This is a genomic window from Ancylomarina subtilis (assembly GCF_004217115.1).
Classification (GTDB): Bacteria; Bacteroidota; Bacteroidia; order Bacteroidales; family Marinifilaceae; genus Ancylomarina; species Ancylomarina subtilis.
Map to the genome: position 1 here is coordinate 64,492 of NZ_SHKN01000004.1, position 14,678 is coordinate 79,169.

Genomic DNA, 14,678 nt, shown 5'->3' on the forward strand with positions numbered 1-14,678 from the left:
TTCAATTCTTCTGAATTGATAAAGCTTAGAACAAAAAATCCTCATAAGTATAATATACTTACGAGGATTTTTCACATGCATTTAGAACTAAACCAATACACCCATTTGCTCTTGCAAATAGTCGTCGTATATCGCCATGCTTGGTGTAATAAATTCGTGAATCACCGTATGGGGTTGAATGAAATCAACAATTTCTTTGACACGTTGTGTTTGGAAAGGCAGATGCTGATCAATTTTCAGCACATGCTTTCTGGCTGAGCTGTATTTCTCGCCATGAGTCAGGTTTTCCCAATCGGCAGGTAAGCCTTGGCGAATTTGTTGCAACTGGTACTCACCTGATAAACTGAGATTCAAGTGCATGGATTGAATCCGTTTTCTGATATCAGCGGATAATTGGGATAATGTTTCCAGAACAAAATCCACAGCCTCATCCTCACACCGTAATTTCGGATTGGTATTCATCAAATGGCCTGTATCCAAAACCAAATTCCATTTATCAAAATTCAAAGAAGCTGCAAAATCATCCGTTTGAAACGCATCTTTAAAATTTAAACCCGGCCACCAGAGATTTTCAATACCAATCACACAAGGAGGCTCCCCATCAGAGAATTCCTGAGACGTTCGATTTAAAAGTTCCGCAAAATTCTGTAAAACTTCCGTATCGGTATAAGTAAACTTGCGGGTAAAAGCATGTTCCAACTCCACATGTGCCGCGTGCATCACCGCTTGTTTGGGCTGGTATTCAGCAGCTAGTTCCCACAATTTCTTTTGTGTGGCTATCATCTCTTGCTGATTCCTCCCTCCACAGCAATACTGGATATGGTCGGCTGGCATGGGTGGAAAATAAGTTTTTAAGCCCAGCTCTCCTTTTCGCCACACATCAAGCCAGGTAATCCAAAAAGGCAGGTGAATACTTTTCACCAATTCCTTTGGTATTTCATCGGATGCTTGCTCATAACCAATCAGTAATTCAAGCCCATCAGCCTGACTAGCCTCTATATATTTTTTCAGACCTTTCCAGCCCCCCTCCAAGCGTTCTAAATCCGAAGGATGAACCGAAAAATCTACTAAATTCAAATATGCCATAATACTTACTTTAATCGGCTCAAAAATAGAATATATTTCAAAGCCAGCCCTTCATCTATTCAAAAACTTAGACGAATTGTTCAAACACAAATCATTCTGCATCAAAGTCTGATTCTAAAAAAGAGATTAGGCAAAAAAAGTCGCAAAAGATGCGTACTTTTGATCTCTGATTCCTCATTACCAAAGATGAATCATTTCAAGATAAAATGACTAAGCCTTAATATCAAGCTCGATACCAGGGCCTGTACCACATACTAAAACAAAAAAACGTGAGTTTAATTGGAAAATATGCCGAACTAAAAGTTGCCAAATTGGTTGACTTTGGCGTTTACTTAACAGGAGAAGACGAAACCGAAATTCTACTACCAACCCGCTATGTACCTGAAAAAACCCAACTGGACGATACCATCAAGGTTTTTATCTACCGCGACTCAGAAGACCGTGTGATTGCGACGACTGAAAAGCCATATGCTATTGTAGGTGAATTTGCATGGTTGCGAGTTAAGGCGGTCACCCAGGTAGGTGCCTTTCTCGATTGGGGATTAATGAAAGATTTGCTTTGCCCTTTCCGCGAGCAAAAAATGAAAATGGAAGAAGGTCGAAGTTATTTGGTTTATATCTACGTTGATGAAAAAACCGGACGTATTGCAGCTACAGCTAAACTTGAACAAATTATTAAAGATTTAAATGCCGAGTTTACAGAAGGTCAGGAAGTCAGCATTATGATTGGACATCAATCTGATTTGGGATACTCTGCCATTATCGACAATAAAGGCATGGGCATCCTTTACAACAATGAAATTTTTGGTGCCATCCGCGAAGGGGATGTTTACAAAGCCTGGATTAAAAAAGTACGTCCTGATGGAAAGATTGACCTTAGCCTTCAACAGCAAGGTTATCATCTTGAAGTACCACGCGTAGGCGAAGAACTGTTTGAAATATTAAAAAAGGAAAATGGTTTCTTACCTCTCAACGATAAAAGTTCACCAGAAGAAATTTACGACAACTTACAAATGAGTAAGAAGAACTTTAAAAAAGTGATTGGCTTACTCTACAAGCAACGCCTGATTACCATCGAAAAAGATGGTATACATCTGGTTAAAACCGAAAAATAAAAACTGAAAGAGACAATAGCAAGATTAAACCCTTTCATTGTCTCTTTTTTCATACACAACCAACTAACACAATCATGATTCTTAGAAAATTTAAGTCACTGCTTTTTATCGGTCTTTGCTTTGCTTCAGCAACAAGCATAGCACAAGATAAATCCGATTGGCAAAATGGTGTACCCGAAGGTTGCACCACCATTACTGTAGGAAAATCAGCAACATTTGACGGATCGGTTATCACATCGCATACCGACGATAGTCACCGCACACGTGGTTGGATGTCCGTTGTTCCTGCCAAAACGCACGATAAAAACAGCAAGTTCGAACTTTTCGAACGCTCGGCCTACGATAGTTTGCGCATGCCAACCTATCAGCATAAAAAAATTGGTGAAATCGATCAGGTTTCCAAAACCTATCAGTTTCTAAATACCGCCTACCCTTGCATCAACGAAAAGCAATTGGCTATTGGAGAATCAACCTTCGGCGGACACGAAGAACTATTCTCAGACAAATGTTTAATCGACTGTCAAAGACTGGAACAGTTGATGCTTGAAAGATGCTCTACGGCTCGTGAGGCAATTAAAATGGCTGATGAGCTATTAAAAAAATACGGATGGAGAGACTATGGCGAATGTTTAACCATTGCTGACAAGCAAGAGGTTTGGCATTTCGAAGTGGTCGGTCCGGGTAAAGGCAAAGTGGGTGCCGTTTGGGTGGCTCAACGTGTACCGGATGATCATATTGCGGTCAATGCCAATGCCTCAACCATCAAAGAAATCGATTTGAAGAATAGCGATTACTTTATGGCTTCTGAGAATATCTTCGAGGTGGCTCAAGAGAATGGCTGGTACAATCCTGAAAAGGAAACCTTTAAATGGAATTACGCCTATGCTCCTGAGAGTCGTCGATCTATGGCATCACGTCGTAGAGAATGGCGCGTGCTTTCAATGGCTGCTCCTTCTTTAGATTTGGATCCAACAGCTAAAGATTTTCCTTTCTCAGTGAAACCTGATGAGAAGGTGACTATGGATAAATTGGTTGAGATTTTCAAAGATTATTATGAAGGCACACCATTCAATTTTGTAAAAAACATCAAGCAAGCCGATAAGGATGGCAAAGAAGCCATTTCTCCTTTTGCCAACCCTTTTATGCCTTACGGCATGAATAAACTTTTCAAAGTGAATGGTGGCTGGGGCGAACTTGGAGAACGTACTATTGCCCGTTGGTACACCATGTATGCAACCATCATTCAATGTCGTAGCTGGTTACCAGACGATATCGGTGGTATTGCATGGCTGGCTCAGGATAATGTAGCCACATCAATCTATATTCCTGTTTATGCCGGCACAACCGATTTGGCACCATCTTACAAAGTAAAAGCCCGTCAGTTGGGATATACGCGAACTTCAGCATGGTGGGCATTCAACCGTCTAAGCACATTAACCGCACAACGCTGGGGCGATATGCGTCACGATGTGGATAAAGTGTTTGTGCCTTTGCAAAAGCAATATTTCGAAGAACAAGCTAAAGTTGATGAGCAATATTTATCCCTTAGCAAGCGCAAACGTCGTGCTTTCCTAACTAATAGAAGCATTAAGCTCGGAAATGAAGTGGTTGAAAAAGCCTGGGAAATTGGTGATGGTCTTTGGACAAATTACGATGAGAAATTCTAAATCTCCACACACCATATAAAATTTTAAAGCAGCCTTCGGGCTGCTTTTTTTATGCCTTTCCAAAAGAGAAAAAAGAAAAAGTTTAAACTGAACATGCAATCAAAATGTCTTTACCTTCAAGAAAAAAATAAAATATTGAAAATAACATTCTTGAGTTGTTTTTATTTAGACTCAATTTAAACTATTTTTGTGGATGAATGGAGAAAGTCAAACACAATATAAAAAGAATAGTCTATCTATGCGTAGGTGTAATTGGTTTATTAATCCTTAATAATATTCTATTTACGCACAGTCAAATTTTATTTGATGGCTCCGTTATTATTCATGCTCACCCCTACAATAAAACGAGTAATCCTCCACAGAATCACCATCACGATAAAGATGAATTGCTGATACTGGCAAATATTGCACTCCTTTTCTTTACCGCTGCTGTAATCTATCATTTTGATAAGACACTTATCAACTCTGATAAAAATGAATTTCAACAAATAAAATACATCACTATTTTATTCTTAAGGAAATTAGGCAGAGCACCCCCCAAGGACCAACCCCAATTATGCCATAGCCTATTTAGATAAAGGCAAAACTGCCCTATTAGTATCCTCACACTGTACTAAGCGGGATAATTACATCCAAAATCGAAAAAAAATCACTTATTCCTCTTGAATAAAACATGGGGAACGAATACTCTTTTATGAAAAATATTATTATCAGCTTGGCATTTCTAATGCTGGCACAATTTAGTTTCAGTCAGAAAAAAAACAACGATGCCGTTATTGTAGGACACGTTGTTTGTAATGGGAAACATATCCCTTTCCTTAATATTATTATTAAAGGAACAACCATTGGTGTTTCAACAGACGCTACAGGTCATTATAGGTTAATCGATCTTCCATTAGGGAAGCTAACTGTTGTAGCTACGGGTATAGGATACAAGAGTCTGGAAAAAACCACGGTTATAAAAGCCAATGAAACCATCGAACTCAATTTTAATATTGTGGAAGATGTATTGGGTATTGACGAGGTGGTTGTAACTGGAGATAAAGGAGCTAGTAAAAGAACTGAAGCGCCTGTTATAGTAAGCTCCTTATCACCAAAATTATTCTCTGTGAGTCAATCGGTTGTATTAAGCGAAAGCTTAAACTTCAGTCCTGGTTTACGTATGGAAACCAATTGCCAAAACTGCGGTTTCAATCAGGTGCGCATGAATGGTATGGAAGGACCTTACTCTCAAATATTAATCAATAGCAGACCAATATTTAGTGGTTTAGCTGGTGTTTACGGTTTGGAGCTAATTCCTACCAATATGATTGAAAAAGTGGAAATTGTTCGTGGTGGAGGTTCGGCCCTATACGGTAGTAATGCTATTGCAGGAACCATCAATATGATCCTTAAGGATCCGCTTAACGATGCCTTCGAAATAGGTGCCAGTTCGAGTTTAATTGGTGTAGGCGCAGATGGTGCCAGCAATCCTGCTTTGGATTACAATGTCAATTTTAATGCTTCAGTTGTTTCTGATGATTACAAAACAGGTCTCTCTGTTTATGGCTTCTACAGAGACAAAGAAGCCTTTGATGCCAACAATGACGGCTTTTCTGAGTTGACACAATTGGATAACACAACAGTCGGTTCTCGATTTTTCCATCGATTGGGATTCAGGGGCAAATTGGCTGTCGATTTTTTCCATATTAACGAAGAGCGTCGTGGTGGAAATAAATTCAACTACTTACCCCACGAAGCAGATATTACTGAACAATTGGAGCACAAGCTTACAACTACAGCCATTTCATACGATCAGTTTTTTAGAGACGAAGATAAACTATCGATTTACCTGTCAGGTCAGAAAGTTGACCGTGCGTCCTATTATGGCGTTGAGCAATCTCTTGCCGATTATGGTCAAACCGATGACTTCACCTACAATATAGGAGTACAGTATAATGGTAAATTAGAGAATTCGTCCTTTGTTTTAGGTGTTGAGAACACAAGTTCTTCGTTGAAGGATAAAAAATTGGGGTACTTCGACTACGCCAACAATATTCATACTGATAATATTATAGTTGCTGATCAAACAAGTAGTACAGCAGGACTATTCGGTCAGTACACCCATAAATTAAACAGCTTGAGCATTTCATTAGGAGGGCGATTCGATCATTATCAAATTAAAGATAAATCCGATAATGGTAAAAGCAAAGACATTAACAAATCGGGTAACGTATTCAGTCCAAGGATAAATATCCTGTATGATATTCTTCCTGAATTGCAATTCCGTTTAAGCTATTCTCAAGGTTACAGAGCACCACAAATTTTCGATGAAGATTTACATATTGTTTCATCTACAACCCAACGAATCATCCACAAAAATAGTCCAAATCTGAAAAAAGAAACCAGCCAGTCTTATATGACCTCTTTGGATTACAACACAAAAATTGGTTCAACTAAAATTGGATTCTTAGTTGAGGGGTTTCATACCAGATTGGATAATGCGTTTGTAAATATCGCTTCAGAACCTGATGCAAATAAAGTCGTGGTTTACACCAGAGCAAATGCTGAAAATGGAGCCGTGGTATATGGTATAAATGCAGAATTAAATATTATTCCATCAAACAACTTCTCATTAACAGCTGGTTTTACATCGCAAAAAAGCAAGTATGAAGAAGCACAGGATATTGCATTTGGGAAGAAAGAATTTATGCGAACACCTAACAATTATGGTTTCATGACTATCGATTGGGACTTTTCAGACAAATGGTGCATCTCAACCTCAGGTAACTATACCGGAAAAATGTATCTCCCATACTATGGTAACACCATTGCAAACCCTATTGAAGGGGAATTAAGAGAGAGTTCATCCTTTATGGATCTTGGAACCAAAATAGAATACACAACTAAAATCAATGAGGCAGATGTTCAATTTTGGACTGGTGTTAAAAATATTTTCAACGCTTATCAGAATGATTTCGACAAAAATGTAGATCGAGATCCAAACTATATTTATGGCCCTGGAAACCCCAGAACGGTGAGTTTTGGTATTAAAATTGGCAACCTATTATAAATCTTCTGTCAATATTAGATATGAAGGTCGTAACAAACTTAATTTGTTGCGACCTTTTTCTTTATCAAGCCTTCAGTTTCTCAAACGGTTTTATTCCTGATTAAAAACACCCCATCCATCCATAGCATTTGCAGAATAAAAGCTATTTTTAGCTTTTCTAAAAAGCTAATCATTTAAACACAATAGACATGAACAAACGAGGATTTGCCAGCGACAATTTTTCAGGTGTTTTGCCTGAGGTAATGGATGCCATTCAAAAGGTTAATTACGGTCACTCTATGGCCTATGGAGGTGATCCTTACACCGCTGCAGCAATAGATAAATTCAAAGAACTGTTTGGTCATGATATCGATGTTTATTTTGTTTTTAATGGCACAGGAGCGAATGTGATTGGCTTGTCAACTCTAACACAATCGTGGAATTCTGTCATCTGCCCTTCAACGGCTCACATTCAAGTTGACGAATGTGGTGCACCTGATAAGCTGACCGGTTGTAAATTTATTCCCATTGAGGTAAAGGATGGCAAACTAACGCCTGAATTGATTAAAACACAACTTCACGGTTTTGGCTTTGAACACCACTCACAACCTAAGGTTATTTCAATCACTCAATGTACCGAGTTGGGAACGGTTTATACCCCTGAGGAGGTTAAGGCCATTTGCGATTTGGCACATGAGCACGATATGTATGTGCACATGGATGGAGCACGTCTGGCTAATGCTGTAGCCAGCTTAGATGTTGATGTGAGAGAAATCACCAATAAAGCGGGGGTGGATGTTTTGAGTTTCGGCGGCACAAAAAATGGGATGATGCTTGGCGAAGCCGTGATCTTCTTCAATCCGGAGCTTTCAAAAAATGCCAAATACGTTCGCAAACAGAGCATGCAGCTTTGCTCTAAGATGAAATACATTGCCTGTCAGTTCGAAGCTCTGTTGACTGATGACCTTTGGTTAAAAACCGCTCGTCATGCCAATAAAATGGCTAAGCTTTTAGAAGCTGAAGTCCGAAACATCCCTGCTATTAAAATCACTCAAGAGGTTCAGACCAACGGCATTTGGGCTTACATACCCAAGGACAAAATCGAGACACTTCAAAACGAGTATTTCTTTTGGATTTGGGACGAACACGCTGGTGAAGTCAGATGGTTGTGCTCTTTTGACACCACTGAAGAAGATATTAACGGCTTTGTTGCTTTACTCAAAGAAGAACTTTGCTAAACATTCAATACTAATTGAAAATTACAAATTGCTAAATGGCTATTCTACACAAAAACTATTCTTTAAAAGCTTACAATACCTTTGGTATCGATGCCAAAGCCGATTACTTTTTCCAATTCGATACGATTGATGAAATTCAGTCTTTTTTAAATGACAACACACTTGAAAACGTCAATTACCTAATTCTTGGTGGAGGGAGCAATCTCCTTTTCACGGATGATTATGACGGTTTAGTTCTGCACCCTAATATCAAGGGCATCGAAATTATCGAAGAGAATGATGAATCTGTTTTGGTTAAAGCGGGTGTCAATGAAAATTGGGACGAATTTGTAGCCTGGGCAGTTGAGAACAATTACGGTGGAATCGAAAACTTATCGAATATCCCCGGTGTTGTGGGTGCTGTGCCCGTTCAAAATATTGGAGCTTATGGCGTAGAAGCTTGCCAGGTGGTTGAGAAATTGGATGCCATATCAATCGAAAGTAAAAAACAAGTTGAATTTCACAACTTTCATTGTGAGTTCGACTATCGCGATTCTATATTTAAAAAAGAATATAAAAACCTTTTCATCATTACTCAGGTTTATTTCCGATTAAGTAAAAAGCCCGAGTTTAATTTGGAATATGGGGCAATCAAAAAGGAGCTTGAGAACTACGACGAAGTCAACCTAAAGAACATCAGAGAAGTCATCATCAAGATTAGAGAATCCAAGCTACCCGATCCTGAAGTGATTGGTAATGCGGGTTCATTCTTTAAAAACCCAATAGTCGAAACTCGATTTGCAGAGAAACTATTAGCCAAACATCCTGACTGCCCAAATTACGAGGTAGATCATACAAACACGAAACTTGCTGCTGGCTGGTTGATTGAACAATGCGGATGGAAAGGCAAACATGTTGGACAAGCGGGTGTTCACAAAGATCAGGCTCTCGTTCTGGTTAATCTCGGCGATGCTAAAGGTCACGAAGTGCTCCGACTTGCCAACGACATCAAGAAATCAGTTCTGATAAAATTTGGTGTCAAATTGGAGATGGAAGTCAACGCAATTTAAATTGATGAATGAGAAACAAAAAAAGAGTGATTCACACGAATCACTCTTTTTTTTTGCCCTTCAGTCTCTTTTAACTTTTCAGTTATTTTACCTTTTGACTTTCAATCTTTATTTGAAAATCCGCTCCTTATTCAAGGCTCGTTGATATTTTTCAGCATTCTTATTGTGCTCTCTCAGACTACGGGCAAAAACGTGGTAGCCATTAAATTCAGGACTGGCACAGAAATAAATATACTTGTGTTTCTCACAATTTAATACCGAATCAATCCCTGAAATCGAAGGCTGTCGGATAGGCCCCGGAGGCAGACCTGCATATTTATAAGTATTGTAAGGAGATTTAATTGCCTTATGCTTATTTAGCACTCGACGCATACTAAAATCGCCCCAGGCAAACTTAAGGGTCGGATCGGCATCTAGTTTTATACCTCTTTTCAATCGATTCACATAAACACCCGCAACTCGTGCTTTCTCATCATTTTTTGTGGTTTCCTCATCAACAATAGAAGCCAGTGTACTGATCTCTATAGGACTCAAGTTTAACTCCGAAGCCTTTTTCATACGCTCTACATTCCAAAACTTCACATATTCCCTATACATGCGCTCCGTAAACGTCTGAGGAGACATATTCCAATAAACCTGATAGGAGTTTGGGATAAAAAGTCCGATAACTGTTTCCGATTTAAAACCATAAGGCTTAATATTCGCCTCATCCCTCAGAAAAGTCAAAAGACTCAACGAATCGGCTTCAATCTGTTTCCCGATCTTCCCGGCAAACTCTTCCAAAGTTCGCGTATTATTAAAGGTTAAATTAACAGGGGCTTGATGACCTGCACGTAAAAGATTAACCAAATCATTATTACTAATTCGATTTTCAATTCGATATCTTCCAGCCTTTACAGATTGACCATAATGCTTCTTTTCCATCACCCACTCAAGTGATTCCAGATTCTTAACACACTTGCTTTCTTCAAAAATATGAAGCACGCCTTCCATATCAGACCCCGATGGTATGTGAATAAACAGTTCCGTTTTCTCTCCCAAATCAATGTTGGATGAAAAAATATCACGGTAGTATTTTAATAAAACAGTTCCGGCAACAACGAATAAGATAAACATCACATAAAGTGCATATTTCAGCTTTTTCGATTGAAGCCCCTCAAGTCTAAATAGATTGATCATATTTCTTTGTTTACAGGTCTTCTCCTTACCCACAAATTTATACAAATAATTAAGTTTATCAATACCTCTGCTATTTCTGAAAGACAGATTCCCTTTAGAAATAAAGGCAAACAATAGGTCAGAGTTTTCAAATAAATTATCTTTGGATACTGATAAAAAAAACGACAACTAAAAAACACATCATATGAAAATTAACTCCAATTTTGATAGTGGAAATATCAAAGTGATCGATTGCAGTAAGGCATCGGATATTCAACTTGAAATCAATAAGGATACCCATTCCGATTTCTTCCAATGGTTTCATTTTCGTTTGCAAGGCGCACAAAATCAAACTTGTAAAATGCGAATCATCAACGCATCTGAAGCTTCCTATCCTGAAGGTTACGAGGGCTATTATGCGGCGGCATCGTACGACAAAGAAACTTGGTTTAGAGTACCTAGCACCTACGATGGAAAAGAACTGGTGATTGAACACACGCCGGAATTTAACTCTGTATTTTACGCCTACTTTGCTCCGTATAGCTACGAACAGCACCTTAATTTGGTTCACAATGCACAGCTATCTCCTGAGTGCGAACTCGTATCAATAGGTGAAACCATTCAAGGTCGCGATATCGACATGCTGATTGTAGGTGAAGATGCCCCCGAAAAGAAAAAAATCTGGGTGATTGCCCGCCAACATCCGGGTGAATCAATGGCTGAGTGGTTTATGGAGGGCTTCATCGGAAGGCTGCTTGACGAGGACGATGCCGTATCGAGAACCCTATTGAACAAAGCGGTATTCTACATTGTTCCCAATATGAATATCGATGGTAGTATTCTGGGTAATTTAAGATCAAATGCTGCGGGTGCCAATCTGAATCGCGAGTGGGCCGAGCCAAAACTGGATTACAGTCCTGAAGTTTATCATGTTCGTAACATGATGGATCAATACGGTTGTGATTTGAATATCGATGTTCATGGTGACGAAGCACTCCCTTACAACTTCATTTCAAGTATTGAGGGAATCCCTTCTTTCGATGAAAGACTAAAAAATCTTTTAGAAAAATTCACGCAGTCGTGGATGGCCTCATGTCCTGATTTCCAGGACACTCATGGCTACCCAAAGAACGATCCGGGTCAAGCCAACCTGGCAATCTGTTCAAAACACATTGGGGAACGATATAAATGCTTATCTTTGACCATCGAAATGCCATTTAAGGATAATAATGATCTACCTGATCCTGAATTTGGATGGTCTCCGGAACGAAGTATTTTATTTGGAGAATCTGTTTTACATCCTATTCTACAGGTTATTGATCAACTAAGATAATAAAGACATATACACTCTGTATATTACTCAGAAAAGGCCTCATCCACGCTTCCTGGATGTGGCCTTTTCGCTTTTTATAATTTGTTCACTATTATCTCTCTTTTCAATAAAATTAAGCCAAACCAACCGCCACTTTAACTTAATTCTGGGAAATAAACAAAAACTCAATTGCAACCCCAAAGACTATAGTCTATACTCAAAATCTAACAATCAAGGTATTACATTCTAAAAATGTAAGGTGAATTCAGTATGACTTTTGGGGATTGAAGAGACTGAAATACTCCCATCGTGTAATCTCATGATTTGGCGGGCAAGATTTAAGCCAATACCCGAACCTTTTTCCTTTGTCGTAAAGAATGGTGTAAATATATTATCTATTAACTCATTGGGTATACCTGTGCCATTATCTAAAACTTTGATACAACTCACCGGATTTGATTCATTAACAGATAGGCTGATCTGTTTGGATGCCAGCCCCTCAAGAGCATGAATTGAATTTCGAACCAAATTAATGAGCACTTGTGTTATCAACTTCTCATCTGCGATAAGTTCTTGTATCTCATCATTCACCGACACGTCAAACTCAATGCCTTCCGATTGACATTCCTCGCGAAACAACATTTCGATATGCTCAAACAATTTAACGACAGAAAACAATTCGAAACGCGCTTGTGGCAATTGAGTTAAATTTTTGTATTCATCTACAAAAGAGATGAGTCCCTTACTGCGTTTTCGTATTGTTTTTAAACCTAATAAACTGTTCGATATAACTTCCTTACTCATCAAAGATTGAGGATTTTGCACATCATTTCGTTCATACAAATTGATAAGACTACTAGAGAGGAAGGAAATTGGACTTACCGAGTTTATAATTTCATGTGTAAAAACACGAATTAGTTTATTCATCGCTTCCATTTCGCCCTTGTCAATTTCACTTTTAATATCCTGAAAAGAAATCAGTTTAATAGAATCGTTTTCCAATCGAAAATCAACGGCTTTTATAGCCAATTTTAAAAGCCTATTCTCTATCAAATAGTTTCTTAATTTTTGCTTTTCAGTCTTCAGTTGAACTAAAAAATTAGGGAACTCACTTTCCAGACAAGATAGCTCCGAAATATTCTGAAAATCATCAAGTCTAAAAAGTTCCTTGAAAGCCTTATTACACAAGCGCACATTTCCCTTACTATCGAAGGCCAATAAACCAACACCAACCAATTGTATCGTATGCTGAAAAAAAACAAAATCCTTCTCTTTTTCTATCTTAACTTTCCCAAATGCATGAATAATCTGATTAAAACTCTTGTGTAAATTTTCAAAAGCCTTATTCTCTTTTTGTAGATTAAATACCAGGGTTGAATCCTGATATTGAAATGCGTTGAAAAACTTTGATAAATCGCGATTGATTTTATTTACATAATAAATCAGGTAAATAATTTGCATTATCCATAAAGCAATCAGACTATAAGTTGTTACAAGCATATACGGCATAGAACGCACGTATAAAAACAATACGGGTGTAAGTGACAACAAAATAATTTGAATAACAATCGATACGTAGAATCTTTTATAAATCATATTTTTTAATTTTGTCGTATAACGTAGATCGGTTGATTCCTAGTCCCTTTGCAGCCAAACTCATGTTTCCACCAGTATGTTTAATTGCCTGTTCTATCAAAAGCTTCTCATTCTCTGTCAGGTTGAAGCTGTCTACTTGACGTTTTGAACTCATAGCACCCTCTCCTATTAGAATATCAGAAGCCGTCAATTTTTCAGTATCGGAAAGAATCACCGATTTCTCAATGATATGTTGAAATTCCCGAATGTTTCCTGGCCAGGTATATTGAGCGAGTTTCTTTATGGCTGAGTTCTCAAAAAGCATGATCTTCTTTTGATATAAACCAGCATACTTTTGTAGAAAGAAATCAGCCAAGCCAGGAATATCTTCTATTCTTTCGCGCAAAGGTGGCAACTCTAGCATAATGGTATTCAGCCGATAGAGTAAATCTTCACGAAAAGTACCCTCGGCAACCATCTCTAACAAATTACTATTGGTTGCTGCAACAAGGCGCACATCAACATCGACAGGTAAATTCCCGCCAAGTGGAACAATTTGTTTATTTTGAATGGCCGTTAACAACTTTGCTTGCAAATGAATAGGCACATTACCTATTTCGTCTAAAAATAAAGTTCCTCCAGAAGCCAATTCAAATCGTCCCATACGATCTTCTTTTGCATCGGTAAAAGCACCTTTTTTATAGCCAAACAGTTCACTTTCAAACAGACTCTCACTAAGTGCACCCAAATCAAGATGCACAAACACCTGATCTTTCCGCATCGATCTCAGATGAACTTCCCTTGCAATCAGCTCTTTTCCCGTACCATTCTCTCCTATAAGTAAAACATTTGCTTCGGTTTTTGCCACCTTATCAAGAGTTCTAAACACCTCTTTCATAGCAGGGGACTTCCCTCTTACAAATTGAGTATTTTTATTTATCTGATAATTAATCTGCTTTTGCTTTTCCTTTAAGCCCTTTATTTCAAGTTTGGATAGACGTAATTTATAGGCAGCTAAAAGAGTTGATAAAATTTTATTTTCATCCCATGATTTTTGAACAAAATCAACAGCGCCTTCTTTCATTGCCTTTACAGCCAATTCAACATCACCATAAGCAGTAATCAAAACAACACAGGCATTCGAATCGAATTCCATAATACGTTTCAACCAATACAACCCCTCATTCCCGGAATTTATTCCTGCTTTAAAATTCATATCCAGCATGTAAACATCATACACCTCCTCCTCTAACTTTGAAAGTAACTGATTTGGATTCTTTATAGTATCAATCTTTGAAAAGTGTGTATTGAGATACAACTTAAATGCAAAGAGAAGTTCTTCGTTATCATCTATTATTAAAAGCTTTCCTTTTCCAGACATCAATAATCAATTAAAGTTCCGTGGCAAAGTAATCATATTGTTGTAAATACCAACAGGTAGTGTTGG

At 38.2% G+C, this 14,678-nt stretch carries 11 protein-coding genes; 7 read left to right on the forward strand and 4 right to left on the reverse strand.

What is annotated here, in order from left to right; translation table 11 throughout:
• Window positions 1-87: 87 nt before the first annotated feature.
• Window positions 88-1,086, reverse strand: coding sequence for a sugar phosphate isomerase (locus tag EV201_RS14480; RefSeq protein ID WP_130308362.1), 999 nt, complete (start codon window positions 1,084-1,086; stop codon window positions 88-90).
• A gap of 269 nt (window positions 1,087-1,355) precedes the next feature.
• Between EV201_RS14480 and EV201_RS14485 the strand changes: the two genes are divergently transcribed.
• The 6 genes from EV201_RS14485 to murB all read left to right on the forward strand — a co-directional run bounded on the left by EV201_RS14485 (window position 1,356) and on the right by murB (window position 9,186).
• Complete coding sequence (locus tag EV201_RS14485) at window positions 1,356-2,201, forward strand: CvfB family protein (protein WP_130308363.1); 846 nt, start codon at window positions 1,356-1,358, stop codon at window positions 2,199-2,201.
• 74 nt (window positions 2,202-2,275) lie between these two features.
• Window positions 2,276-3,868 carry a dipeptidase gene (locus tag EV201_RS14490; protein WP_130308364.1) on the forward strand — a complete coding sequence of 531 codons (1,593 nt, stop codon included), beginning with the start codon at window positions 2,276-2,278 and terminating at the stop codon, window positions 3,866-3,868.
• A 197-nt stretch (window positions 3,869-4,065) separates the two neighbouring features.
• Window positions 4,066-4,446 carry a hypothetical protein gene (locus EV201_RS14495; protein WP_130308365.1) on the forward strand — a complete coding sequence of 127 codons (381 nt, stop codon included), beginning with the start codon at window positions 4,066-4,068 and terminating at the stop codon, window positions 4,444-4,446.
• A 116-nt stretch (window positions 4,447-4,562) separates the two neighbouring features.
• Window positions 4,563-6,920 (forward strand): TonB-dependent receptor, encoded by a 2,358-nt coding sequence (locus tag EV201_RS14500; RefSeq protein WP_130308366.1) that lies wholly within the window; start codon window positions 4,563-4,565, stop codon window positions 6,918-6,920.
• Window positions 6,921-7,108: 188 nt separating this feature from the next.
• Window positions 7,109-8,137 carry a threonine aldolase family protein gene (locus tag EV201_RS14505; protein ID WP_130308367.1) on the forward strand — a complete coding sequence of 343 codons (1,029 nt, stop codon included), beginning with the start codon at window positions 7,109-7,111 and terminating at the stop codon, window positions 8,135-8,137.
• Between the two features lie 35 nt (window positions 8,138-8,172).
• Window positions 8,173-9,186, forward strand: coding sequence for a UDP-N-acetylmuramate dehydrogenase (gene murB, locus EV201_RS14510; protein WP_130308368.1), 1,014 nt, complete (start codon window positions 8,173-8,175; stop codon window positions 9,184-9,186).
• A gap of 108 nt (window positions 9,187-9,294) precedes the next feature.
• On the opposite strand, the gene mltG is transcribed toward murB, so the two are convergent.
• Window positions 9,295-10,365, reverse strand: coding sequence for an endolytic transglycosylase MltG (gene mltG, locus EV201_RS14515; protein WP_130308369.1), 1,071 nt, complete (start codon window positions 10,363-10,365; stop codon window positions 9,295-9,297).
• Window positions 10,366-10,549: 184 nt separating this feature from the next.
• On the opposite strand from mltG, the gene EV201_RS14520 reads away from it, so the two are divergent.
• On the forward strand, window positions 10,550-11,677 hold the full coding sequence (locus tag EV201_RS14520) for a M14 family metallopeptidase (RefSeq protein WP_130308370.1): 1,128 nt from the start codon (window positions 10,550-10,552) through the stop codon (window positions 11,675-11,677).
• Between the two features lie 225 nt (window positions 11,678-11,902).
• Here the strand turns inward: EV201_RS14520 and EV201_RS14525 are convergent, their stop codons facing one another.
• Window positions 11,903-13,252: a sensor histidine kinase gene (locus EV201_RS14525; protein WP_130308371.1), complete on the reverse strand. Its 1,350-nt coding sequence runs from the start codon at window positions 13,250-13,252 to the stop codon at window positions 11,903-11,905.
• Complete coding sequence (locus tag EV201_RS14530; RefSeq protein ID WP_207224503.1) at window positions 13,242-14,612, reverse strand: sigma-54-dependent transcriptional regulator; 1,371 nt, start codon at window positions 14,610-14,612, stop codon at window positions 13,242-13,244. Before EV201_RS14530 ends, EV201_RS14525 begins: the two co-directional genes overlap by 11 nt.
• Between the last annotated feature and the right edge of the window lie 66 nt (window positions 14,613-14,678).

Coding starts and splice junctions, on each gene's coding strand:
- EV201_RS14495 (WP_130308365.1), top strand. CDS start 4,066: ATGGAGAAAGTCAAACACAATATAAAAAGAATAGTCTATCTATGCGTA.
- EV201_RS14500 (WP_130308366.1), top strand. CDS start 4,563: ATGAAAAATATTATTATCAGCTTGGCATTTCTAATGCTGGCACAATTT.
- EV201_RS14480 (WP_130308362.1), bottom strand. CDS start 1,086: ATGGCATATTTGAATTTAGTAGATTTTTCGGTTCATCCTTCGGATTTA.
- EV201_RS14525 (WP_130308371.1), bottom strand. CDS start 13,252: ATGATTTATAAAAGATTCTACGTATCGATTGTTATTCAAATTATTTTG.
- EV201_RS14505 (WP_130308367.1), top strand. CDS start 7,109: ATGAACAAACGAGGATTTGCCAGCGACAATTTTTCAGGTGTTTTGCCT.
- murB (WP_130308368.1), top strand. CDS start 8,173: ATGGCTATTCTACACAAAAACTATTCTTTAAAAGCTTACAATACCTTT.
- EV201_RS14490 (WP_130308364.1), top strand. CDS start 2,276: ATGATTCTTAGAAAATTTAAGTCACTGCTTTTTATCGGTCTTTGCTTT.
- mltG (WP_130308369.1), bottom strand. CDS start 10,365: ATGATCAATCTATTTAGACTTGAGGGGCTTCAATCGAAAAAGCTGAAA.
- EV201_RS14530 (WP_207224503.1), bottom strand. CDS start 14,612: ATGTCTGGAAAAGGAAAGCTTTTAATAATAGATGATAACGAAGAACTT.
- EV201_RS14520 (WP_130308370.1), top strand. CDS start 10,550: ATGAAAATTAACTCCAATTTTGATAGTGGAAATATCAAAGTGATCGAT.